The organism is Flavobacterium fontis, assembly GCF_900129405.1.
In the GTDB taxonomy this organism is placed as follows: domain Bacteria; phylum Bacteroidota; class Bacteroidia; order Flavobacteriales; family Flavobacteriaceae; genus Flavobacterium; species Flavobacterium fontis.
In genome coordinates this window covers 41,837-64,013 of the sequence record NZ_FQVQ01000009.1, presented here as the reverse complement: position 1 = coordinate 64,013, position 22,177 = coordinate 41,837, and the positions used below count along the sequence as shown (strand labels likewise).

Sequence of the window (22,177 nt, the reverse complement as noted above, 5' to 3'; positions counted from 1 at the left end):
TTCAATATCGGAATTAAGTGTACCTTTGAACGTGTATTTTTAAACCAACAAACGAATGAATATTCCTTCTAATTTGAAGTATACCAAAGACCACGAGTGGGTTTCTTTGGACGGCGATGTAGCCACTGTGGGTATTACCGATTTTGCACAACGTGAATTGGGTGATATTGTTTATGTAGAAGTTGAAACATTAGATCAAACACTTGCTAAGGATGAAGTTTTTGGTACCGTTGAAGCCGTGAAAACCGTTTCAGATTTATTTCTTCCATTGTCGGGTGAAATCATTGAATTTAACGATGCTTTAGAGAGTACGCCTGAAACAGTTAATTCTGATCCTTATGGCGAGGGTTGGATGGTAAAGGTTAAAATTTCTGATGCCTCTGAGTGGGATCAATTGATGGATGCCGATGCCTACAAAGCTTTGATTGGAGCCTAAGAAAACATATAATTTATTGCTTGCACTTTCCTGGACCGCCCTCATAACCTGGTTAAGTTTGGGTTCAACTGGAAGTTTTGGGCAAAGTATTCCAGTGCCTCACAAAGACAAAGTGGTCCATTTTTGTTTCTATTTTGGATTTGTTTTTTGGTGGGGTAGCTATCTGCGGAAAAAGACAAAACGAATCTTAATTGGGTTATGGCTTGCCGCAGTAGGATATGGAATTATGATGGAAGTTTGTCAATTCGCCTTCACACAAAATCGCTCAGCCGATCTTTGGGATGTGCTCGCCAACACCGTTGGGGCAAGCGTAGGGTTATGGGTCTTTTCTTTAAAAAAATAGTAAGCCACTCTTCGTGAGTGGTTTTTTTATGGAAATCAATGAAGCTGCCTTCATAATTTGTATTTTTGACCCTTATTGGTTATCGCTATGCACATTCGACACTATTTAGATGCTACTTACCTCAAATTGCCTGAGCAAGCTGGACTTTCTTTAGCTGACCATGAAAAAGTGGTAAAAGCTTGTATTCAAGAAGCGATTGAGGAAGGGTTTAAGTTGGTGATGATTCGTCCCGATAAGGTAGCGATGGCGCGAACGATGATTGATGACGCAAAATCTTCGGTATTGGTAGGAACCGTTATTGGATTTCCCGAGGGTACGGCCGATTTGGAAGCCAAATTGCAAGAAGCACAACAGGCCATTGATGATGGTGCCGATGAGTTGGATTTTGTTTGTAATTACAGGGCCTTCCAATCGGGAGATGTAGCTTTAGTCCGCAAAGAGATTGCAGCTGGAACACAATTGGCTTGGTCGCATCACAAAACGGTCAAATGGATTATTGAAGTGGCCGCCTTGTCGGATACCGAAATCATCCAGTTGTCGGCCTGTATTAAAAATACAATTATAGCCCATTTTAAAGAAGAAGTCTTTGCGCATGTTTTTGTAAAATCTTCGACCGGTTTTTATGAAACAAAAGACGGAAAGCCCAATGGTACTACACGGGCCTCTATACTGATGATGCTTGAAAATTGCGCACCACTCCCGGTTAAAGCAGCAGGAGGAGTGCGAACGTATGAAGAAGCGGTTGAAATGATAAAACTAGGTGTAAAACGAATCGGAACGTCGGCGGCAAAAACTATTGCACACGGCGGGACGTCTGAAGCTGGATATTAAGTATGAAACGATTACTTGTTTTTGTGTTTTTTTGGAGTGGGATGCTAACCGTTGGTGCGCAGGGGTTGCAACAATCACCTCCTGTTTTTCCAAATTGTAAGTCGGTTAATGAGGCGGAAGCTCAAACCTGTTTTGATCAAGAGGTACAGCGGTTTGTTTACCAAGAGTTTAAAGCGAAAACCAACTATCAAGGCACCGTAATTATCGTGTTTGAAGTGGATCAATCTGGAAAATTCAAACCCTTGTACATTGATGCTGCCGATGCCGAAGTCACAGCCGAATGCCGCCGTGTATTTGAAAAGTTTCCCGTAATTCAACCTGCTGTCTATGGAGGTAAAGCGACGTATTCGAAATACACCATCCGATTTAACGTACCGTTGCAAAATCCAGATGACGCTCCCAAAAGTATTGCCAAACTGCAGCAAGCGCCCGTTGTTCCTACAACATTTCAAAAGGAAACGCGTGTAATGGAATTAGATACAATGCAGTATCAAACGTTTACAAAGCCCCAATACGACAGTAAACTTGCCATTCCTTTTTCCAATCGACTTTATGCTTCTTTTGATTGGGCGATGAATCAAGTGGGGGCCAATGCGCATACTACTTCAAAGCCTTTTACGTTCAATGAAGTTTCGAAGTACTATAATTTGCGGGAAGCTCATCAACAACTCATGAAGCCTAAATCTTCGTGGTGGGGTAAAAAAATATGGAACGATGACTTGGTTGCCATCCAAGGGAATGATTATTGGTTTACGTTAAATCCTGTTTTTGATTTCCAACTCGGAAGAGAAACTTCAGGCGCTACCGATTATACCTTTGTCAATACCCGCGGGGTACAAATCCGTGGTGGTTTGGGCAAAGAAGTGAATTTTTCGGCTACTATTTATGAAAGTCAGGGCCGTTTTGCCGATTATTTTAATCAATATGCTATTTCCTTGCGCCCTTCAGGAGGAAATCCTGCCACCATTCCGGGCATTGGGATTGCTAAAGAATTTAAAACCGATGCTTTTGATTTTCCAATGGCAGAGGCCTATATCAATTATGCGCCCGGGAAGTTTGTAGAAATGCAATTGGGGCATGGTCGTAATTTTATTGGTGACGGGTACCGTTCGTTATTGTTAACCGACGGGGTGAGTCCCTATCCCTATTTCAAAATCAATACAACCTTTTGGAAAATTAAATACACCAACCTCTATATGTGGATGAAAGATACCCGTCCGGAAGTAACGGTTGATGGAACTTACGCCACAAAGTTTGTGGCGAGTCATTACCTGAGCTGGAATGTGAATCGACGGTTGAATATTGGTTTTTTTGAGTCGGTGGTATGGGCCAATCAAAATGACCGTGGTTTTGACATGAATTTTGTGAATCCTATAATTTTTTACCGCGCCGTTGAGTTTTCCTCTTCTTCCCGCAGTGGAAATGCGCTTTTGGGGCTCACTGGGAAATATAAATTAAGCAACAGTGTTAATGCGTACGGGCAATTTTTGTTGGATGAATTTTCCTTGGGTGAAATTCGCGCTCAAAATCAAAGTTGGAAAAATAAATACGCCTACCAATTGGGTTTAAAATATTACAATGCGTTTAACGTAGACAACCTCATGTTGCAGTTGGAATACAACTTTGTTCGTCCCTATGTCTACTCCCATAGTAATGTGCTAACTAATTACGGAAATAGCAACCAAAGTTTAGGGCATCAATGGGGTGGAAATATAAAAGAGTTAATTGCCATAGGTCGGTATACGCACGGGCGCTATTATGCTTCGGCTAAGTTGCATTATGGAGTTCGTGGTTTGGACATAAATGGCTTGAATTACGGAGGTAATATTTATCTAAGTTACAATGATTTCCGACCCACAGATACGGGAGTAGTCGTAGGGCAAGGTAACGAAACGATGGTGTTTATTGCCGATTTGCAAGCGGGTTATGTGATCAACCCAACGACCAATTTAAAGTTGTTTGCCAATGTAATTTTTAGAAATTTTGATCCCACTACGGTAACCGATACGGTCAAGTCATCTAATACGACATGGTTTTCGATCGGTGTTCGAACAGATATCTTTAATTGGTATTTTGATTACTAAAATCTTCAAGAATATTTATGCTTTGTTTTTTGTCATTTCTTTTGGGATAGACTACTTTTGCACGACTTAATTGACATTTGAAAACAAAGTATCGTTGGACACGCATTCCACATCGTTGCATCCTTTAAAATTGTTTCGAGATTTTAAAGAAATCACCAAAGCGGGCTTGGCCGTGAGTGTCGTGTTTTCCTCTATTGCAGGGTATTTACTCGGAATCAGTGCGTCCAATCCTTTTCATTGGATGACTTTGCTGATTTTAGCAGTTGGAGGGTATTGCATGGTTGGTGCTTCCAATGCATTCAATCAAGTGATTGAAAAAGATTTGGATGCTTTGATGGATCGCACCAAAAACCGCCCTGTCGCATCGGGTCGTATGGCACCCAATACCGCTTTATTTGTAGCGAGTTCGCTCACTATCACGGGTTTGGTTTTGTTGTATACGATTAATCCCAAATCGGCTATGTTTGGTGCCGTGTCTATCTTTTTATACACCAGCGTCTACACTCCTCTAAAATCCGTTACTCCCTTAGCCGTATTTGTAGGGGCATTTCCAGGCGCCATTCCTTTTATGTTGGGCTGGGTTGCTGCAACCAACCACTTTGGTATTGAAGCGGGGACCTTGTTTTTAATCCAATTTTTTTGGCAATTTCCTCACTTTTGGGCTATTGGATGGTTTTTATTTGAAGATTATAAGAAAGCGGGTTTCTTTATGTTGCCTACAGGACAGCGTGATAATCGAACCGCTTTGCAAATTGTGCTGTATACATTTTGGTTGATTGTAGCTTCGGTATTGCCCGCTTTTGGGTATACCGGCCAACTTTTTATTGGTCCAATTGCCACGGTTTTGGTGTTGTTGTTGGGGTTATGGATGTTGTATTACACCTTTCAATTGTACCGATTACGCACCCCAAAAGCAGCTCGTGTACTCATGTTGGTGAGTGTGGCGTATATAACTTTGTTGCAAATCATTTACATTACGGATAAATTTTTACGTTAATATGACAGTACAAGAAGAACAAGCACGCTCAGCGCGCTCCTACAAATTGTTGTTGATCTTCGGAATGATCAGCATCGTTATGCTTTTTGCCGGATTAACGAGTGCCATGGTGGTTAGTAAATCACGCCCAGATTGGTTGACAGATTATCAAATACCTCAAGCGTTTACCATTAGCACCGTACTTATTTTATTGTGTAGTGCAACCTTTCATTTGGCGCAACGCACCATCAAGCAAGACCAACGTAGTAAAACTTCGCTGTTTTTAGCCTTAACATTGGTTTTAGGATTGGGGTTTGTTTACTTCCAGTTTAAAGGGTTTGATGAGCTGTTTGCCCACCGTCTTTTCCCCACTGGAAAGTCAGGATCGGTGACAATTGCCTTCCTTTACATCTTGGTTTATGTGCACTTAGCCCACATGTTGGGAGGGATCTTATCCTTGTTGCTAATTATTTATAATCATTTTAAACAAAAGTACACTGCTGCTCAATATCTTGGAATTGAGCTGGGTGCGATATACTGGCACTTTTTGGATGCTTTATGGCTCTATTTATTTTTGTTTTTGTATTTCTTTAAATAAGAAAAAAATGTAAATTTGGAAACTTTTTAACTATTACGTACTTATGGGATCGACAGTTACTACAAACAATGGTGTAGCTAATGTTTGGAATGGCGGAGGCGCCGAGCCGTTAGGAGCGAGTTATGGAAAGATGATGATGTGGTTTTTCATCCTTTCCGATGCATTAACCTTCTCAGGATTCGTTGCGGCTTACGGTTTTTCAAGATTTAAATTTATCGAAACTTGGCCAATTGCGGATGAGGTGTTTACCCACTTCCCGTTCATGCATGGGGTATCTATGCCGATGTATTACGTGGCCTTCATGACTTTCGTACTTATCTTCTCTTCTGTGACAATGGTTTTAGCCGTAGACGCTGGGCACCAAATGAAGCAAGGTAAAGTGGCTATTTACATGTTTTTAACCATCATTGGAGGTTTAATCTTCGTGGGGTCTCAAGCATGGGAATGGAAAAACTTCATCAAAGGAGAATACGGTGCTATCGAAACCAAAGGAGGTAGTATTTTACAGTTTGTCAATGCCGAAGGGAAACAAATTAAACTAGCTGATTTTGCGGCTACGTTACCTGAAGAGCGTGAGCAGTTATCGCGTAGCCGTGCTACTTGGTTTATGTCAGAACCAACGTTGCCTACCTATTCAGTTAATGAAGTCATTGAAGGCTTCAAAAAGAATCCAGATATTTTGATCCGTACGGAAGTAATTTATTCGGAGGAAACGGCTAAGCATTCAATTGGTGCTCACCCAACTCTTAATAAGATTAAACACAAAACTATTTTGACCCGTGAAGAATCGTTAAAACGTGTTAATGAGGCGAAAATAGTTATTGAGGGAGCTAATTTACACCGCAATGAATACGGAAGTAAATTGTTTGCTGATTTCTTCTTCTTTATCACTGGTTTCCACGGTTTCCACGTATTCTCTGGGGTTGTTATCAATATCATCATTTTTATCAATGTATTATTGGGCACCTACGAGCGTAGAAGATCTTATGAAATGGTTGAAAAAGTTGGTTTATACTGGCACTTTGTAGACTTAGTTTGGGTATTCGTATTTACCTTCTTCTATTTAGTATAATTAATTAAAAGCGAATCATGGCACACGAACATACATCAAATACAAAACGCATCTGGGTTGTTTTCGGTATTCTTTCCATTATCACTATTGTTGAAGTATGGTTAGGGATTGAAAAGCCAAAAGCATTATTCCATTCGAATTTATTATCCATGAATTTATTGAATTGGATTTTCATCATCCTAACGCTTGTAAAGGCTTACTACATTGTATGGGCATTCATGCACATGGAAGGTGAAACAAAAGCATTGCGAAGAGCGGTTGTTTGGACAGGTATTTTCTTGATTCTTTATTTAACATTCATTCTCTTAACGGAAGGATTCTATGTTTTCACCGTGTTTAGAGATGCAACGATTAAATGGAATTTTTAACAGCATATTAATTACAGTTGAAGGTACGCAATAACGTACCTTTTTTTTAATTTTGTAAGCAACTTGTTTAGCTCATGAAAAAGAATTTAGTGCTCTTCGTCCTTTTTGTTTTGCCCATCGTGGCTTACTTGTTCTTTGCCTCAGGCGTCAATAGTTTTGCGAAGTTGCCTACAATTACCCCTACAATTCCCGACCTTCAAGAATGGAAAACCTCTGACGGGAAATCAGTGACCTTAAACAATAAAATTACCATCTTAGGTTTTATTGGTTATGATGTCGAACACCACAAAGGCGGTTTCTTTAATTTGTATGAAAAAATTTACGCTCGTAATAAAGAGTTTAAGGACTTTCAAATGGTGATGGTCTTTCCAGAAGGAACCGAGGCTGAAGTGACTAAGTTGCAAACCAGTTTAAAGAAGTTGGGGCCACAGCAAAATTGGTGGTTTGTTTTTGGATCTCCCGAATCGATAAAAAGTTACTACAGTAAATTACAATTGCTGGGGAGTCTCAATGAAAAATTAGGTACTCCCAATGTATATATTGTAGATAAGAAGCGCAATTTACGGGGCCGAAAAGGGAAAAATAAAAAAGGCGAGGAGGAATACCAAGAAGGGTACAATACCTTTAAAGTATCTGACCTTTATAATAACATGATTGATGATGTAAAAGTCATTCTCGCGGAATACCGTTTAGCCCTTAAAAAGAATAACAAAGCCAATCGAAAAATCTAGTATGAAGAATAAATCGTATATCGGTATATCGTTTATAGTTTTGATTTTCGGAATAATATTTATTCCCAAAATTGTGGATCGCATTCAAAAAGGAGAGACGGTTCAAAATGACCGCATGAGTTTGTCCAATGAAATTAAAGATGAAGCGGCCAAAAAGACTTTGGTTGTGATGGGGCAGGTTCCCCAATTTTCACTCACCAATCAGGACAAAACCACGATTACTCAAGATACCTACAAAGGAAAAGTCTATGTCTTAGAATTCTTTTTCGCTAGCTGTCCTAGTATTTGCCCGGTCATGAACAAAAATATGTTGAAATTACAACAGCAGTTTGGTAAAAATCCCGATTTTGCCATTGCCTCAATCACCATAGATCCTGAAAAAGATACAGCAGAAGCACTAAAGGAACATGCGAAATCCTTAGGGGTTACCATGAAAAATTGGCATTTTTTAACGGGAGATAAAGCAACTATTTTTGATTTGTCTAATAAAGGATTCAACATTTATGCAGGTGAATCCAAAGATAAAGTCAACGGTGGTTTTGAGCATTCAGGTTTGTTTGCTTTAATTGATAAAAAAGGAAATATACGATGCCGTCGGGATGCCCAAGGAAATCCTATTTTGTATTATGACGGTTTGGAAGCCTCAGGCATAAAGGCTATTAGTGAAGATATACAACGCTTATTAAACGAGTAATTATGGACGTTAAACCAACATTAGAAACAAAATTTAAAACACCTATTATCGTTGTTTCCATTCTTATCCCGATTGTCGTCGTCGCGGTATTGTTTTCTTTCAAGTTGAAGGATTTTGGAATCAATGTTGAACCGCTCTCTTTTTTACCTCCAATCTATGCAGGAATCAATGCGGTCACTGCGGTTTTGTTGGTCTGGGCAGTACTTGCGATAAAAAATGGAAATCGCAAAACACACGAGCGTTTAATGACAGCTGCTATTGCATGCTCTGTCGTATTTTTGGTGATGTATGTTGCGTATCATCTTACCTCCGAATCAACTAAGTTTGGGGGCGAAGGCGCCATTCGATACGTTTATTTCTTTATTCTAATAAGCCACATCGTTTTGTCGGTAGCAATTATTCCTTTGGTTTTGTTTACCTATGTTCGCGCCTTATCGCAACAGTTTGACCGCCATAGAAAACTGGCCAAAATCACTTTTCCGTTGTGGTTGTATGTTGCCGTAACTGGCGTAATTGTTTATGTAATGATTGCTCCCTATTATGCGCATTAATCGTTTATTATTCGTACTCGTATTGCTCCTTGTAGCTTCACCCTCTGCCTTGGGTCAATGTGCCATGTGTCGAGCGTCGCTAGAAAGTTCGGGCAATGTGGTCAAAGCCGAGGCGGTCAATGACGGTATCGTTTACCTCATGGTATTTCCGTATATTCTTGTAGCTGTGGTGGGCTATGTAGTGTACAGTATGTTTCGACGTAAAAAGGTCAAAACAACTTAATCCATCCCGTCAACGCGCACATTCATTTTTCCACTTCCATTGATGAAGGCGATGATAAAATCGTCAGTGAGTTCTATTTTATCAAAATCCAACTCCAAAATCGATCCATTTACAAAAACACCTTTCATGGGTGAAAAGTTGTTGAGGTAAGGCAAAAGATTCTTTTTCCCCTCTTCCATGTTGGGTTGTATGGAGTAGCGGCATTGTGCCTGAATCTTCCGCAATATGTACCCTTGCAACAACCAATTTGCGGTTTTGGTTAATATCCCTTTGGTGTTTAACACATAGTCCATGTCTTCAAAGTAAATTTCTTTGGAAACAGCATCATATTTAGGGATTCCACTCAGATATATCGTCCCGTTGAGACTACCCGTCAGGTCCAAGGCAATAATCATGCGTCCGTCTTTGCCCCATAATTCGACATTTTGAACTTTAATGGCGCGTGTGCCCGACTTGAATTCTTGTCCTTTGAAGTTGGAAGTCATCACTTTTGAGGCATTGTCGTAGGTTGTAATTGCGGCAATGCTGACTACGGTTTTATCACCTACAGTTCGCGCCGATTTAAATCCGATGCTTTCACGGTCAATCCCTTTCTTCGGCTGCTGTCCCACCCACGTCGTCATGGCGCATTTTAATCCCAAGTTCATGGTAATTTTTGTTTTATCCAAAACGGCATCTGTGACCAAAACTTCGTTGGGCTGTAATTTAAACCAGGCTTGATAGGTTTCACTCGTGAGGATAGGATTGCTAAGGGTTTCCAATACATTCAGCACATAGGGTTTAAAATCACAGGATTTGGTGATGGCTTCATCGATTTTTAGCGCTATTTTTTTCTTAAACAACGATAATGCAGGACTAATCAGGTAGGTAATCGGAACTTTTTTCCCTGCCACAGTCATTGTTGGACTCTCTTGCCAAGTGATATCCTCAATGATTGATTGCGTGGTTAGTTTCCAATTGGAAAGTTGCACTTGACTGCTCAGGGTAATCACGCCGTTTAAATCAAATTCTTTGGTGTCATTTAACCCCAAAAAATCAGTGCCATACTTGTATTTGACCCAAATTTTTAGGGGAAGTACCGACTTTATTCTCCCCTGATTTTCTTGCAAGCGAATAGGTGCCGTTTTCCAAATCTTCATTTGAATGTTGTCGTCTTGCAAATTAGGGTCTTCATACACCAACTCGGCAAGGGTTTTATTCAGTTGTTTTTCTATTTCTGTAAGCGTGATCTCCAGAGGCATGCTCACCATAGAACTCGTTGTTTTATAAGCAAAGTCGGGATTGTTGCTTCGAACGGGTTTTTCGGCTATAATTTTTTGAGGACCTGAGCATGAGGCGGTGATAAGACTTATAAAAAGTGTCAATAAGAGGCAATGCAGTTTCATGAAAAACGAAATTAATTTGGATGTGAATGTAACAAAAAAAGCGGAATGACGTCTGATAAGCGAACAAAATTGGATAGGAATTAAAGCAGTACTTCTACTTTTGCTGTTCCAAGAAATCTACAGAGGTTTATGAATAAATGGATTTTAAAAACCGGGCTATGGGTGTTTTTGTGTAGCGCCATTCAAGGGTGGGCACAAACCAAAACCTGGACGCTTCGCGAGTGTGTTGATTATGCACTGAAAAATAACATCTCTATCAAACAGTCAGAACTTGATTTACAAAATGGACGTGTCGCAAAAAAAGACGCCATAGGTAATTTTTTACCTACTTTAAATGCCAGTGCCTCCCATTCGTGGAATATTGGTTTGAACCAGAACATTACAACGGGTTTGTTGGAAAATCAAACCATTCAGTTTACATCGGCTGGACTTAATTCAAGTGTGGCGATTTACAATGGTTTGCAAAATATGAACCAATTGAAGCGCGCCCGATTAACCATTTTAGCCGCACAATATCAGTTGAATAAAATGCAAGACGATGTAGCATTGAACGTCGCCAATTCGTATTTGCAAATTCTTTTTAATAAAGAAAATTTAAAAGTGCAACAAGAACAATTGGTCAATGACGAAAAACAGTTGTTGCGCGCAAGTGAAATGGTAAAATCAGGCATGATTCCAAGGGGCGACTTACTCGATGCAGAAGCCACGGTGGCCGCCGACCGTCAACGGGTGATTGCAGCACAAAACACCTTGTTTTTATCCAAGTTAAGTTTGGCACAATTACTTCAATTGGACGATTTTCGCAATTTTGATATTGCAGAAGCCAACTATGAACCGTCATTGAGTCCTACGCTCGCAGAAAGTCCCGAAACCATTGTCAAGAAAGCCTTGGGGGAGCGCGTGGAGTTAAAAATTGCACGTACCAATTTAGAGGCAGCCGATCGTGATTTGAAAATATCCAAAGGAGCCTTGCAACCCAGTATCAATGGATTTTATAGTTTTAGTACCCGGGCTTCCAATCAACGACGTATTTCTAGTTTCACAGTCGATCCCAACAATCCTACAAATACTATCGGATTTGTGCCCAGCACGGGTGAGGCTGTATTGGCTCCCAATTTTATTCCAATTCAAGGAAATCCATTACCCTATTTTGATCAATTTAGTCAGTTTAAAGGGAATAGTTTTGGGGTTCAAATGTCGATTCCTATTTTAAATGGATTCCGCTCTTCCAATGCGGTGACCCGAGCACGAATTGCGTTGGAACGGGCACGAACCAATGAAAAACAAACGGCCCTGGATTTGGAACGAACCGTTTATACGGCGATCACCGATGCGAAAGGTGCTTTACAGGCCTACGAATCGGCGCAAACGGCCCTGAATGCACGAAAACTGGCCTTCGAGTATGCGAAAGAGCGCTTCAATGTCGGACTTTCGAATAGTTTTGAGTTGAGTCAAGCGCAAACCCTGTACACCAATGCACAGTCAGAATTGGTACGCACCAAGTATGACTATATTTTTAAAGTTAAAGTTGTCGAATTTTATTTTGGAATTCCCATCGTGGAGAAATTATAACAATCATGAGTAGAAAAAAAATCTTTTTGTGGGGTGGTATTGTCTTTGGAGTAATCATTGTGTTAATGGTGTTGTCCTCTAAAGGTGTTTTTGGAAGCCGCGAAGAATTAAAGGAAGTGGAAGTAGCCAAAGTTGATGAAATAACTATTATCGAAACCGTTTCGGCTACGGGAAAAATACAACCCGAAATTGAAGTAAAAGTGTCTTCTCAGGTGTCTGGAGAAATTATTGCTTTACCCGTAAAAGAAGGACAAATTGTAAAAAAAGGAGATTTATTGGTCAAAATTAACCCCGATATTTATACCTCTGGGTTAAACCGTACCGTTTCTAATTATGCAGGAACCAAAGCAGGATTGTCGCAGGCTGATGCCTCTTTCAAAGAAGCGCAAGCCAGTTATGAACGCAGCAAATCCTTGTTTGAAAAAGGAATAATTTCTCGTGCCGATTGGGATAAAGCCATTGCAGCCTTTGAAGTAGCCAAAGCCAACAAACAGTCGGCCTATTATAATGTGCAGAGTGCCAATGCTTCGGTTGTGGAAGCCAAAGATAATTTGGGCCGTACCACCATCTATGCCCCAGCCGATGGAACTATTTCAGTACTCAATGTTGAGTTGGGGGAAAAGATTTTGGGAACCCAACAAATGGCAGGAACCGAGTTGCTTCGTGTAGCCAATCTTAACAATATGGAGGTTGAAGTCGATGTCAATGAAAATGACATTGTAAAAGTCAACATCGGGGATGAAACCAATATCCAAGTCGATGCGTATTTGAAAAAAGAATTCAAAGGTGTAGTAACGAGTATATCAAACTCAGCCAGCACCGGAACAACTGCCGATCAGGTGACCAATTTCAAGGTAAAGGTTCGCATCCTTAAAGAATCGTATCAAGACTTGTTAGAGGGTAAACCCGCTACGTATTCGCCTTTCCGCCCCGGAATGACGGCTACCGTTGATATCATTACCAAGCGTAAAGAAAAAATCATCGGCGTACCGATTAGTGCCGTTGTGGTAAAATCAGATACATTGCCCAAATCTATTTTGGATGTTCCCGATGAGGATGAAGCAGCAAAAACAGAAAAGGTAAAATCTAAGTCCGATAAAAAACTGGAATGCGTTTTCGTGAAGGTCAAAGATAAAGCGCGAATCCGAGTGGTGAAAACGGGCATTCAAGACGATACCAATATCGAAATTCTTACCGGACTCAAAAAAGGGGATGAAGTGATTATCGGACCTTACAATACCGTTACCAAGGATTTGAACTCGGGGGATAAAGTTAAACTAAAATCAAAAGTCTAATTCCTCATGGCCTTATTGTTGTGTTTGGAGACCGTTACACGAAATTGTTCGGTAGCTTTAGTGCGGGAAGGCCAAGTGATTGCTTTACGCGAAAAGGCAGAAGAAGGTTATACCCATGCTGAAAAGCTCCATGTATTTATTGAGGAAGTCCTTCAGGAAGCAGGTGTTTTGGCCTCTGATTTGGATGCCGTTGCCGTGAGTAAAGGCCCTGGATCGTATACCGGACTTCGTATCGGTGTCTCAGCAGCCAAAGGATTGTGTTACGCCCTGCAAATTCCATTGATAAGCGTCTCTACTTTGCAAATTCTCGCTCGTGCCACTTCTGTTAATGAAGGTTATATCATTCCCCTTATCGATGCTCGTCGTATGGAAGTGTATACAGCGGTTTTTGATACTCATGGGAAACCGTTAAGTGCTGTGGAAGCAATGATATTAAATGAAACCTCCTTTGAAGCATGGCAAGGCCCTTGTACGTTTGTCGGCGATTGTTTACCCAAAGCCAAAACCGTACTTACCCACCCGCGTTTTCAATTTTTGGAATCTGTTGTATTTCCTTCTGCACAAACCATGGCTGATCTTGCGGAAGCCCTTTATCACGAAAAGCAGTTTGAAGATGTGGCGTATTTTGAACCTTTTTACCTCAAAAATTTCATGATAAATCCCTAAGCTGGATTTTCACGAACAAAAGGCTGAATCGTAATGTTTTGCGCATCAAAAGCCGCTTTACATTGCTCAAGAATATCGGAACAGACTTCCCCAAAATCATCATTAAGGGTCCAAGGACGAATTCCTAAGTGAATTGCACTGTCCGATAAATCTTTAACAATTACTTCTGGCGCTGGATCTTTAAGCACTTTTGGATGGTTTTGCATAACCTGTAAAACGGTTTCTTTGGCTGCTTTGAGTTGGTTTCATACGAAAGCGAAAACACTAAGTCGGCTCTTCTTTTTCCAGCAATCGAAAAATTGGTGATAATCCCGTTGGATAAAATCCCATTGGGAATCATAATGGTTTGGTTGTTCCCCGAAATAAGTTTGGTGACAAATATTTGTATTTCGGTAACCATACCACTCACGCCTTGCGCTTCAATCACATCGCCAACGCGAAAGGGTTTAAAAAGAATAATCAACACGCCCCCGGCTAAATTGGCCAACGACCCTTGAAGTGACATCCCGATGGCTAAGCCTGCTGCCCCGAGAATAGCTACAAAAGAAGTAGTTTCGATACCAAGGCGAGAAATAAAGGTTACAAAAAGCAAAGCCCGCAGTCCCCACAGCAGGCAACTCGATAGAAACTCAGCCAAAGTGACTTCCATCTCTTTTCGGGCCATGATTTTCTTGGCCAAACGGGTGATAAAACGGATCGCATAGAGTCCTAAAACCAATACAACTAAAGACGAAACTAGGCGAGGGGCATAGTCTATCAGTACGTTGTAAAATTCAATAGAGTAGTCTTTTACAGATGAAACATAAAGTGCTCCCACTGTACGCATGGTGTTAAATATTTTTTAGGTTGATAATCTCCTGCTCGGTAAGCGGTCGGAAAAATCCGCGGGGTAAGTTCTTTTTTGTCAATCCTGCAAACGAAACGCGATCTACTTTGAGTACATCGTATTTTAAGGCTTCAAAAAGTGCCCGTACCACTTTAACATTGGCGGTACGAAGTTGAATACCAATTTCAGTTTTGGGTTGGTTTTCGATGTAACTAATTTCATCCACGTTTATGCGGTGGCCTTCCAAGGTAATTCCTTTAGCAATCGATTCCAAATCTTCATATTTTAAGTTACGGTCCAAGCTCACTTGGTAGATTTTTGTCGCTTTGGGTTGGGGTTTAGAAAATTTTAAGATCATATCACTATCATTGGTCAATAGCAATAACCCCGTCGTGTTTTTGTCCATGCGACCCACAGGTTGTAATTTAGCACGCGTCACTCCTTTTAAAAGTTCCATAACATTGCGTGAGTTTGCGCTATCATCGCCCGAGGTTGTGAAGTTTTTGGGCTTGTTGATTAGGTAATATTCTTTTTTTTCTGGGCTAACTTCAGTGCCATCAAAATTAACGATATCTCCCGGTTTAACTTTGTACCCCATTTCGGTAATCACTTCCCCATTCACTTTTACGTTTCCAGAGCGAATGTAAATATCGGCATCTCTACGGGAGCAAATCCCTGAGTTGGCAATGTATCGGTTTAAGCGAATCTCATCGGGATTGCTTTTGGGAGCGGGTGCTGCTTTTTTGGGTGCAGCTGTTTTTCGTGGGGGTTTGGATTCCCGCTTGAATTTTGAATTTGAAGTCGGTTTTTTACCAGATCGGTTGGAATTCGAACGTTGCATGCACTTACTTTTTGGCAAAGATACTTCTTTTCCCGCGTTATCAGGGTACCGATTAAAAATCAGTAGGGATTACAAGGTATTTATGGTCTAAAATTGCCTCCAGCACTTGTGGATCGGTATTGGTAAAGAAGCGCTGTGACGATGGGGTAATTGGATTTCGTAGACCCACGGTTTGTTCCAAAACCCGTTGTGTTTGACGTGCTACAGCTTCTCCTGAGTCGATAATAGTGATGTGCGGGGGTAAAATCTTTTGTATTTGTGGAATTAGATAAGGGTAGTGGCTGCATCCTAAAACTAAGTAATCAATATTAGCGGCGATCATCGGACGTAAATATTGATGTAAAAGGGATTCCATCGTTGGACTATCGATTTGACCATTTTCAATAAGTTCTACCAAACCGTGTCCAATTTGTTCCACAAAAACCACATTTTGATACTGTTGCATGCTTTGGTGAAATAAAGCACTGTTCAGGGTGCCTTGTGTGGCTAAAATTCCAATTTTATGGGTTTGTGAATGCAATGCTGCGGGTTTGATGGCAGGTTCTATTCCGATAAAAGGAACGCTATAGCGCGCGCGTAATTCTTGAATCGCGTTGGTGGTCGCAGTATTGCAAGCGACGACAATGATTTTACATTGGTGGTCTAGTAAAAATTCGGTGTTCTTGCGACTCAAAGCGATGATTTCAGCTTTGGATTTAATCCCGTAGGGAGCGTTTTTGCTATCGGCGAGGTATAGCGTGTCTTCGTGCGGTAAAAGCTTGTGAATGGCTTTCCAAATGGATGTTCCTCCAATTCCCGAATCAAAAAGGCCGATAGGTTGATTATTCTCCATACACAAAGGTATAAAAAAACCCGAAGGGATATCTTCGGGTGGGAGGGTAAAGGGTTTTGATTAAAATCCTAAATCTTTTTTTACGTCAGCGGTAATGTCTGGACCGTCAGCCAAAAGTAAGCTGGATACATCCATCACATATTGGTATCCTTTTGCTTTTCCAACTTTAGAAATAGAAGCTTTAATTTTGTCCACCAAGGGTTTCATTAATTCGCCTTCTTTCTTTTGTAAGTCGTTTTGAGCATTTTCTTGGAAATCGCTGATACGTTTTCCCATATCTTGCATTTCTTGTTGACGTGTTTGGTTAACCGCATCGGATACGGTAGCCACTTCTGCTTCATATTTTTTTGCTTTCGCTTGGTACTCCTCTACTAAAGTTTTGTATTCTTTACTGTAGTTTTCGCCCAATTTTTCCAATTGTTTACGGGCTTCGATCATGGCAGGCATTTTCGACGTAATATCATTGACATCCACATGAGCGGTTTTGGCCTGTGCTTGAGCAGTTTGCATTCCTAATACAGCGACTACGGCTAAAAGGGCATTTTTGAATAGTTTCATCATTTTTTAATTTAATTTAGTGAACAATTTTATTTTAAGGTTTTGCAGTTTTAACACTGTCTTTCGCTTTTTTGGCGGCCTCACGTGCTTCTAACTGTTGTTTGCGTTTTTCTTCGGCTGCTTTTTTACGCTCATCAATAATTCTTTTGCGCTCTTCCAATGATTTGTTGCGTGCTTCATCGCGTTTTTCTTTTTCAGCGGCAGCGGCTTCAGTTTTTTCTTCTTTTTTCTGAGCGGCATTCGAATCTTGAGCAGCAGTTGGTTTGGCAGTATCAGAAACTGTGCCAGTTTTTTTATTGTTTTTTTCTTCTAGTTGTTGTTTGCGTTTTTCATCCGCTTCTTTTTTGCGGGCTTCTGCGGCTGCTTTTTTGTCTTCAATCAATTTTAGACGCGCTGCTTTCCGTTCTTCCATTTGTTTCTGACGCTCCGTCATCTCGGGATTGTCAGCCATCATATCTTCTAATTTTTCTTTAGCTTCCTCTTCTTTGAGTTGCTTTTTGGACATTTGTTGGCGACGCTCAGCCCGGGTCAAAACACTAATCACGCGGTCACTAAGGTCGTGTTTTTTGGCTGCAAAAAGCATTGTTAAATCCGAAGATTTGTCAAATACATAATCGTATTTTCGGGCTTCCGCCAAATCCTGTACGGCATTAAAAACTTGATCTTGGATGGGTTTTACCAGAGTAGCTTTTTGAACGATTAAATCTCCGTTGGGGCCAAATCGCTTTTGTTGGTAGTCGATTAACTCTTTTTCTTGAAAAGCAATTTCTTCTTCGCGCTCTTCGATTAGTTCTTTGGTCAATAAAACGCGTTCCGTTTTTAAGGCTTCTTTCAGCTTAGCAATATCATTTTTTTTGGTTTCAATTTCTTGCTTCCACTTTTCTGCTTTTTGTTCCAACTGATTTTTAGCTTCCGCATAGGAAGGGACTTTGTCTAAGATATATTCCATATCAATATAGCCCACTTTGATCCCACGGGATTGTGCTGAAATAAGTTGTGTGGCGGATAAAAGCACCCAAAAAAGAAGCGAAAATTGTTTTTTCATAACCGTTTGTGTTAGCATAGCCTAAGCAAATATACTAAAATTGTTGTCCAATAATAAAATGGGTCTGCCAACCTCCTTTTTGTGTGGTTCCTGGAATGAAATCGAATCCTTGGGCAAAGTCAATTCCCAACAATCCAAAAGCAGGCATAAACACACGAATACCGAAACCGGCTGACCGCTGTATAGCAAACGGATTAAAGCTTCTAAAATTGTTGAATGAGGCTCCTCCTTCTAAAAAAGTAAGTGCATAAATGGATGCAGCAGCTTTTAAAGTGATAGGATAACGTAATTCCAACGTGAATTTGTTGTAGATACTTCCTCCCACATTAGAGGATAAGGATTGGTTGGGATATCCCCGCAACTGAATGATTTCACGACCATCCAAAGCAAAGTTGGCCAAACCGTCACCTCCAACGAAGAAACGTTCAAAAGGAACAACTCCGCGTTCTTGGTTGTAAGCACCCAAGAAACCAAACTCGGTTAGACTGCGCAATACTAAGTTTCCTTGAATTTTGGTGTAGGCATCGGCTTTGAATTTGATTTTATAGTATTCCAGCCAGTTGAAACGCTTTTGGTCAACTTTAGCTTGATCCACATCGGCTTCTTGGAAAGTGTCCACTCGGGTATATAATCCAGTATTTGGATTTTGAGTTACAAAATCACCCACTGCGGGTAACACATTCACGTTAGGATCCGCGGTCATCGTATTGGGGTCAAATCGTTTTTTGTATTCTGCCTGATTTGGAAGTTCTCCGTAATCCACTCCATTCCATAAAGAATACGGAGGAGAAAATTTCGCATTAATACTAAATTCTGCCCCACGGATTGGGTAAATTGGGTTGATTGCTTTGTTGTTTCGGGTGAGACCAACACTGAAACCAAAGTTTCTAGAAGTTCCGTTTCCGAAGGTGAAAAGTCCCGTGTTGTAATTATTTAAATTATAATATTGGAAACTTAAATTACCAGAAAGAATAAAAAAGTCATCGGGAATGGTAAGTCGTTTGGCCAAACCAATAGTAACTGAGGTAATGTCAAAGCTTCGTGAGCGGTCAATACTGTTAAATGACCCCGAGAAAAGGTATTGTTTACTTTGCGAAACGGAAGCCGAGAAACTCACCGGTTTTTTTCCACCAAACCAAGGTTCAGAGAATGAAAAACTATAGGTTCTAAAGAAAGTACTTGCTTGTAAACGTAAGGCTAGTTTTTGCCCGTCTCCCATGGGTAAGGGTTTGTAAGCCGATTTCTTAAAAATATTGGCTATCGAAAAGTTGTTGAATGACAGTCCTAGGGTTCCGATGAATCCACCGCCACCATAACCTCCTTGGAGTTCAATCTGACTCGAACCACGTTCGACCAAGTTATATTCAATGTCGACCGTTCCTGCTGTAGGGTCAACGTTTTTAAATTTTGGGTCGATAGCTTCTGGGTCAAAGAATCCCAATTGTCCAATCTCACGAACCGTTCGAACCAAATCTTCTTTACTGTATTTTTCCCCCGGTTTCGTGCGCAATTCTCGGTAAATTACTTTGTCATTTGTTTTGTCATTACCGACAACCGTGATTTTGTTGAAATACGCAATGGGTCCTTCGACTACGCGAATTTCAAAGTCAATGGAGTCTTTTTCCGTTTTTACTTCTACAGCGTTAATGGTAGAGAAGAGGTAACCATTATTTTGGTATAAGTTAGTGATATCATCACCGTCGGGTTTGCTTTTGTCGGAAATGCGTTTTTCCAATAGCACACCATTGTAAGTATCGCCTTTTTTGATGCCCAGCATACCTGCCAAGGCTTGGTCAGAATAGACAGAATTACCTAAAAACTTAATGTTTCCAAAATAATACTTTCGCCCTTCTTCTACTTTGATATTCAAGGCTAGTTTTTGCTTTTTGGTATCCAGCCATACCGAATCCGAGACAATGCGCGCATCACGGTATCCTTTTTCTTTGTATTTTTCTACAATAGATACCAAATCTTCATTGAATTTACTGCGAATAAATTTAGAGGCTTTGAAAATGCGGATTGGGTTTTGTTGTTTTGTGCCTTTCATGGCCTTGCGCAACTTTTTGTCTGAAAACTTTTCGTTTCCTTCAAAAGTGATGCGATTAATTTTGATTTTATCCCCTTTATCAATTCCCACAATCATATTCACTTGATTGACGGTAGAATCAACAGGAGAAGTCTTTACAGACACCTTAGCATTAAAGTATCCTTCTTTTTTATACTTGTTTTCGAGGTAGTTTCGAGTAGTAGTAATCAAGTTTTCGTTAACAATTTTCCCTTTTGTCAACGCATTTTCTTTGATTAAATCTTCAACTTTATTTTTTTTAACGCCGTTAATTCGAACGTCATTTAGTTTCGGGAGTTCTACAATATTCAACTCCAAATCGATAGTATCGCCACGAATTTCACTAGCATAAAAGTCGATATCACTAAACAAACCAAGTTTCCCTAATTTTTTAATGGCATTACTAATTTGTTCGCCAGGGACCGTAATTTCTTGCCCTTTTTCCAAACCAGAAAAAGTCACTACGGTAAGTTCGTTGTAACTGATTTTCCCGGTAACATTTACGTTTCCTAAAATATATTTTTTCCCTTGGTCGAAAGGAATTTGTTCGGTGTTCTGTGCCTTAAGGGATTGAAACACTCCTAATAGTAGGATAGCGGTCCATAATAAGTAGCTATTTTTCATATTAGGAAGGGTTAATCTGTTCGCTGGTTTTTCCAAATCTGCGTTCTCTTTTTTGATAATTGATAATGGCTTCATACAAATGCTCGTCCGTGAAGTCAGGCCACAATACATCGGTAAAAAACAACTCTGCGTAAGCAATTTGCCACAACAAGAAATTACTGATTCTGTGCTCGCCACTGGTTCTAATTAATAAGTCAACATCGGGTAAATCATGGGTGTAAAGATGTTGATTAATAATGGATTCGTCAATAGCCTCAATTGAAATTATACTATTTTTAACTTTGTCGCTGATGTTTTTAACAACTTGAATTAACTCCTCTCGAGAGCCGTAACTTAGGGCTAAAGTGAGGGTCATGTGGTTGTTGTTTTTGGTTTTATCCATCACTTCTAGTAACTCGCTACGCGTCCCTTTGGGCAATAAATTAAGGCATCCAACCGCATTGAGTCGAATGTTATTGGATTGTAAGGTTTTGAGTTCGGTTTTAAGTGATTTAACTAAAAGTTTCATTAACGTTTCAACTTCAATTTTGGGGCGGTTCCAATTTTCGGTTGAAAAAGCATACAACGTGAGGTTTTGTATTCCCAAGCGCGCACAAGTTTCTACGGTAGTTTTTACCGATTTGGTGCCACGCTCATGGCCAAAAGTGCGCAACATACCTTGTTTTTTCGCCCATCTTCCGTTGCCGTCCATAATGATGGCAATGTGCTTGGGTAGATTATCGGTATTTACATGTTGTAGTAAACTCATAGTTAGTCTGCGCAAAAGCAGGGTTTATTTCCAAAGGTATAGGTTAGGGTTACTCCCGTAAACACATACCAATCATTACTTTCTAAATTGCCATAGCGAAGGGCCGCATACCTGTCGTTTTTGGGCTGACTTCCATCGAGGTTGTCAGAAAACGTGTAACGGGCACCCACTTCAAAGCCCAAAATCCAATGGTCAGCAATATTTGTTTTGATGCCCACAACCATCGGAATGGCAAGCGTTGAACTACTCTTGTCAGTTCTTGTTTCACGATTCACAGTATACAATTCATCATAAAAAGTATACGTTAGTCCCGTGAATACATAGGGCGTGAATTGGCGATCCATTTCATGCAGGTCGAACTCAAAAAAATTGAATTCCATCCCTACAGCCAATTCGCGCACTGAATTTTCGAAGCGATTCCCTCTACGTTGCCGTCCAGGAACATCGGAGTCCAAATCGTTGGCGCTAATTTTTCCCCAATTGAATGCGAAGCGGTAGGAATGACGCGGACTTCTGTTCCACTTATACAAAAATCCAAAAACGGGTTCGTTTGGATTGATATAATTTGTTTTACCTACCTCTCCAATGTAATTTGCTCCCCCTGCAAACACGCCAATTTCATGAATTTGCGCTTTTAATCCAGAAAAAGTTAATACCAATAACGCGATATATATTCGTTTCATCCAATGGAAAATAGCGTGCAAATATAATAATTATCAGTAGTAGATAAACATCCCTTTTGAATAATAAAAATTATATTTTACACGGTTAAACCTTCTTTTTATAACAATTCACTGTTCGAAGGATTTAACG

25 protein-coding genes are annotated in these 22,177 nt (G+C 40.3%); 15 read left to right on the top strand and 10 right to left on the bottom strand.

Features of this window, described 5'->3' with window-relative positions; genetic code table 11:
- The first annotated feature begins 55 nt into the window (after window positions 1–55).
- From gcvH to BUC17_RS08745, 12 genes are all read left to right on the top strand, one after another.
- Window positions 56–436 carry a glycine cleavage system protein GcvH gene (gene gcvH, locus BUC17_RS08800; RefSeq protein ID WP_073363454.1) on the top strand — a complete coding sequence of 127 codons (381 nt, stop codon included), beginning with the start codon at window positions 56–58 and terminating at the stop codon, window positions 434–436.
- A complete protein-coding gene (locus BUC17_RS08795; protein WP_083544832.1) occupies window positions 426–779 on the top strand; it encodes a VanZ family protein in 354 nt (117 codons plus the stop codon). Before gcvH ends, BUC17_RS08795 begins: the two co-directional genes overlap by 11 nt.
- A gap of 87 nt (window positions 780–866) precedes the next feature.
- Complete coding sequence (gene deoC, locus BUC17_RS08790) at window positions 867–1,610, top strand: deoxyribose-phosphate aldolase (RefSeq protein ID WP_073363451.1); 744 nt, start codon at window positions 867–869, stop codon at window positions 1,608–1,610.
- A 2-nt stretch (window positions 1,611–1,612) separates the two neighbouring features.
- On the top strand, window positions 1,613–3,694 hold the full coding sequence (locus BUC17_RS08785) for a gliding motility protein RemB (protein ID WP_073363449.1): 2,082 nt from the start codon (window positions 1,613–1,615) through the stop codon (window positions 3,692–3,694).
- Between the two features lie 94 nt (window positions 3,695–3,788).
- Window positions 3,789–4,691: a heme o synthase gene (gene cyoE, locus BUC17_RS08780; protein WP_073363510.1), complete on the top strand. Its 903-nt coding sequence runs from the start codon at window positions 3,789–3,791 to the stop codon at window positions 4,689–4,691.
- 1 nt (window position 4,692) lies between these two features.
- Window positions 4,693–5,268: a cytochrome c oxidase subunit 3 gene (locus BUC17_RS08775; protein WP_073363448.1), complete on the top strand. Its 576-nt coding sequence runs from the start codon at window positions 4,693–4,695 to the stop codon at window positions 5,266–5,268.
- 43 nt (window positions 5,269–5,311) lie between these two features.
- Window positions 5,312–6,340, top strand: a complete 1,029-nt coding sequence (locus tag BUC17_RS08770; protein WP_073363446.1) for a cytochrome c oxidase subunit 3 — start codon at window positions 5,312–5,314, stop codon at window positions 6,338–6,340.
- Between the two features lie 17 nt (window positions 6,341–6,357).
- The gene (locus BUC17_RS08765; protein ID WP_073363445.1) at window positions 6,358–6,708 is read left to right on the top strand and encodes a cytochrome C oxidase subunit IV family protein; all 351 of its coding nucleotides are present in this window, start codon (window positions 6,358–6,360) and stop codon (window positions 6,706–6,708) included.
- Window positions 6,709–6,782: 74 nt separating this feature from the next.
- The gene (locus tag BUC17_RS08760; protein WP_073363443.1) at window positions 6,783–7,439 is read left to right on the top strand and encodes a hypothetical protein; all 657 of its coding nucleotides are present in this window, start codon (window positions 6,783–6,785) and stop codon (window positions 7,437–7,439) included.
- Window position 7,440: 1 nt separating this feature from the next.
- Complete coding sequence (locus BUC17_RS08755) at window positions 7,441–8,133, top strand: SCO family protein (protein WP_073363441.1); 693 nt, start codon at window positions 7,441–7,443, stop codon at window positions 8,131–8,133.
- A gap of 2 nt (window positions 8,134–8,135) precedes the next feature.
- Window positions 8,136–8,684: a DUF420 domain-containing protein gene (locus tag BUC17_RS08750; RefSeq protein WP_073363440.1), complete on the top strand. Its 549-nt coding sequence runs from the start codon at window positions 8,136–8,138 to the stop codon at window positions 8,682–8,684.
- Window positions 8,674–8,907 (top strand): hypothetical protein, encoded by a 234-nt coding sequence (locus BUC17_RS08745; RefSeq protein WP_073363438.1) that lies wholly within the window; start codon window positions 8,674–8,676, stop codon window positions 8,905–8,907. The genes BUC17_RS08750 and BUC17_RS08745 overlap by 11 nt, the downstream gene beginning before the upstream one ends.
- On the opposite strand, the gene BUC17_RS08740 is transcribed toward BUC17_RS08745, so the two are convergent.
- Window positions 8,904–10,292, bottom strand: a complete 1,389-nt coding sequence (locus tag BUC17_RS08740; RefSeq protein WP_073363437.1) for a DUF4403 family protein — start codon at window positions 10,290–10,292, stop codon at window positions 8,904–8,906. The genes BUC17_RS08745 and BUC17_RS08740 overlap by 4 nt on opposite strands.
- Window positions 10,293–10,421: 129 nt before the next feature.
- Between BUC17_RS08740 and BUC17_RS08735 the strand changes: the two genes are divergently transcribed.
- The 3 genes from BUC17_RS08735 to tsaB are packed head-to-tail and all read left to right on the top strand — an operon-like array spanning window position 10,422 to window position 13,825.
- On the top strand, window positions 10,422–11,864 hold the full coding sequence (locus tag BUC17_RS08735) for a TolC family protein (RefSeq protein ID WP_073363435.1): 1,443 nt from the start codon (window positions 10,422–10,424) through the stop codon (window positions 11,862–11,864).
- Window positions 11,865–11,869: 5 nt separating this feature from the next.
- Window positions 11,870–13,159, top strand: coding sequence for an efflux RND transporter periplasmic adaptor subunit (locus tag BUC17_RS08730; protein ID WP_073363434.1), 1,290 nt, complete (start codon window positions 11,870–11,872; stop codon window positions 13,157–13,159).
- Window positions 13,160–13,165: 6 nt separating this feature from the next.
- Window positions 13,166–13,825, top strand: a complete 660-nt coding sequence (gene tsaB, locus BUC17_RS08725) for a tRNA (adenosine(37)-N6)-threonylcarbamoyltransferase complex dimerization subunit type 1 TsaB (RefSeq protein ID WP_073363432.1) — start codon at window positions 13,166–13,168, stop codon at window positions 13,823–13,825.
- On the opposite strand, the gene BUC17_RS14325 is transcribed toward tsaB, so the two are convergent.
- The 9 genes from BUC17_RS14325 to porG are packed head-to-tail and all read right to left on the bottom strand — an operon-like array spanning window position 13,822 to window position 22,047.
- Window positions 13,822–14,013, bottom strand: coding sequence for a hypothetical protein (locus tag BUC17_RS14325; RefSeq protein WP_394334047.1), 192 nt, complete (start codon window positions 14,011–14,013; stop codon window positions 13,822–13,824). The two genes, tsaB and BUC17_RS14325, sit on opposite strands and share 4 nt — an antisense overlap.
- Entirely contained in the window at window positions 13,986–14,651 is a 666-nt protein-coding gene (locus BUC17_RS08720) for a mechanosensitive ion channel family protein (protein WP_394334046.1), read from the bottom strand. Before BUC17_RS08720 ends, BUC17_RS14325 begins: the two co-directional genes overlap by 28 nt.
- A gap of 4 nt (window positions 14,652–14,655) precedes the next feature.
- Window positions 14,656–15,492 (bottom strand): pseudouridine synthase, encoded by an 837-nt coding sequence (locus BUC17_RS08715; RefSeq protein ID WP_073363431.1) that lies wholly within the window; start codon window positions 15,490–15,492, stop codon window positions 14,656–14,658.
- A 52-nt stretch (window positions 15,493–15,544) separates the two neighbouring features.
- Complete coding sequence (murI, locus tag BUC17_RS08710) at window positions 15,545–16,324, bottom strand: glutamate racemase (RefSeq protein WP_073363429.1); 780 nt, start codon at window positions 16,322–16,324, stop codon at window positions 15,545–15,547.
- Window positions 16,325–16,384: 60 nt separating this feature from the next.
- Entirely contained in the window at window positions 16,385–16,882 is a 498-nt protein-coding gene (locus BUC17_RS08705; RefSeq protein WP_073363508.1) for an OmpH/Skp family outer membrane protein, read from the bottom strand.
- 34 nt (window positions 16,883–16,916) lie between these two features.
- Window positions 16,917–17,927 (bottom strand): OmpH/Skp family outer membrane protein, encoded by a 1,011-nt coding sequence (locus tag BUC17_RS08700; protein WP_073363428.1) that lies wholly within the window; start codon window positions 17,925–17,927, stop codon window positions 16,917–16,919.
- A gap of 34 nt (window positions 17,928–17,961) precedes the next feature.
- Window positions 17,962–20,691, bottom strand: a complete 2,730-nt coding sequence (locus BUC17_RS08695; RefSeq protein WP_073363426.1) for a BamA/OMP85 family outer membrane protein — start codon at window positions 20,689–20,691, stop codon at window positions 17,962–17,964.
- Window positions 20,618–21,364: an isoprenyl transferase gene (locus BUC17_RS08690; RefSeq protein WP_073363425.1), complete on the bottom strand. Its 747-nt coding sequence runs from the start codon at window positions 21,362–21,364 to the stop codon at window positions 20,618–20,620. The genes BUC17_RS08695 and BUC17_RS08690 overlap by 74 nt, the downstream gene beginning before the upstream one ends.
- 2 nt (window positions 21,365–21,366) lie before the next feature.
- Window positions 21,367–22,047, bottom strand: a complete 681-nt coding sequence (gene porG / locus BUC17_RS08685) for a type IX secretion system protein PorG (RefSeq protein WP_073363423.1) — start codon at window positions 22,045–22,047, stop codon at window positions 21,367–21,369.
- Window positions 22,048–22,177 lie beyond the last annotated feature (130 nt).

Bases quoted from the DNA above. Each gene is read 5' to 3' on its own strand.
- porG (WP_073363423.1), bottom strand. From the start codon at position 22,047: ATGAAACGAATATATATCGCGTTATTGGTATTAACTTTTTCTGGATTA.
- BUC17_RS08720 (WP_394334046.1), bottom strand. From the start codon at position 14,651: ATGCGTACAGTGGGAGCACTTTATGTTTCATCTGTAAAAGACTACTCT.
- BUC17_RS08730 (WP_073363434.1), top strand. From the start codon at position 11,870: ATGAGTAGAAAAAAAATCTTTTTGTGGGGTGGTATTGTCTTTGGAGTA.
- BUC17_RS08695 (WP_073363426.1), bottom strand. From the start codon at position 20,691: ATGAAGCCATTATCAATTATCAAAAAAGAGAACGCAGATTTGGAAAAA.
- BUC17_RS08735 (WP_073363435.1), top strand. From the start codon at position 10,422: ATGAATAAATGGATTTTAAAAACCGGGCTATGGGTGTTTTTGTGTAGC.
- BUC17_RS08760 (WP_073363443.1), top strand. From the start codon at position 6,783: ATGAAAAAGAATTTAGTGCTCTTCGTCCTTTTTGTTTTGCCCATCGTG.
- murI (WP_073363429.1), bottom strand. From the start codon at position 16,324: ATGGAGAATAATCAACCTATCGGCCTTTTTGATTCGGGAATTGGAGGA.
- BUC17_RS08765 (WP_073363445.1), top strand. From the start codon at position 6,358: ATGGCACACGAACATACATCAAATACAAAACGCATCTGGGTTGTTTTC.
- tsaB (WP_073363432.1), top strand. From the start codon at position 13,166: ATGGCCTTATTGTTGTGTTTGGAGACCGTTACACGAAATTGTTCGGTA.
- BUC17_RS08755 (WP_073363441.1), top strand. From the start codon at position 7,441: ATGAAGAATAAATCGTATATCGGTATATCGTTTATAGTTTTGATTTTC.
- BUC17_RS08775 (WP_073363448.1), top strand. From the start codon at position 4,693: ATGACAGTACAAGAAGAACAAGCACGCTCAGCGCGCTCCTACAAATTG.
- BUC17_RS08690 (WP_073363425.1), bottom strand. From the start codon at position 21,364: ATGAGTTTACTACAACATGTAAATACCGATAATCTACCCAAGCACATT.
- BUC17_RS08715 (WP_073363431.1), bottom strand. From the start codon at position 15,492: ATGCAACGTTCGAATTCCAACCGATCTGGTAAAAAACCGACTTCAAAT.
- deoC (WP_073363451.1), top strand. From the start codon at position 867: ATGCACATTCGACACTATTTAGATGCTACTTACCTCAAATTGCCTGAG.
- BUC17_RS08745 (WP_073363438.1), top strand. From the start codon at position 8,674: ATGCGCATTAATCGTTTATTATTCGTACTCGTATTGCTCCTTGTAGCT.
- gcvH (WP_073363454.1), top strand. From the start codon at position 56: ATGAATATTCCTTCTAATTTGAAGTATACCAAAGACCACGAGTGGGTT.
- BUC17_RS08770 (WP_073363446.1), top strand. From the start codon at position 5,312: ATGGGATCGACAGTTACTACAAACAATGGTGTAGCTAATGTTTGGAAT.
- BUC17_RS08705 (WP_073363508.1), bottom strand. From the start codon at position 16,882: ATGAAACTATTCAAAAATGCCCTTTTAGCCGTAGTCGCTGTATTAGGA.
- BUC17_RS08700 (WP_073363428.1), bottom strand. From the start codon at position 17,927: ATGAAAAAACAATTTTCGCTTCTTTTTTGGGTGCTTTTATCCGCCACA.
- BUC17_RS08785 (WP_073363449.1), top strand. From the start codon at position 1,613: ATGAAACGATTACTTGTTTTTGTGTTTTTTTGGAGTGGGATGCTAACC.
- BUC17_RS08740 (WP_073363437.1), bottom strand. From the start codon at position 10,292: ATGAAACTGCATTGCCTCTTATTGACACTTTTTATAAGTCTTATCACC.
- BUC17_RS08750 (WP_073363440.1), top strand. From the start codon at position 8,136: ATGGACGTTAAACCAACATTAGAAACAAAATTTAAAACACCTATTATC.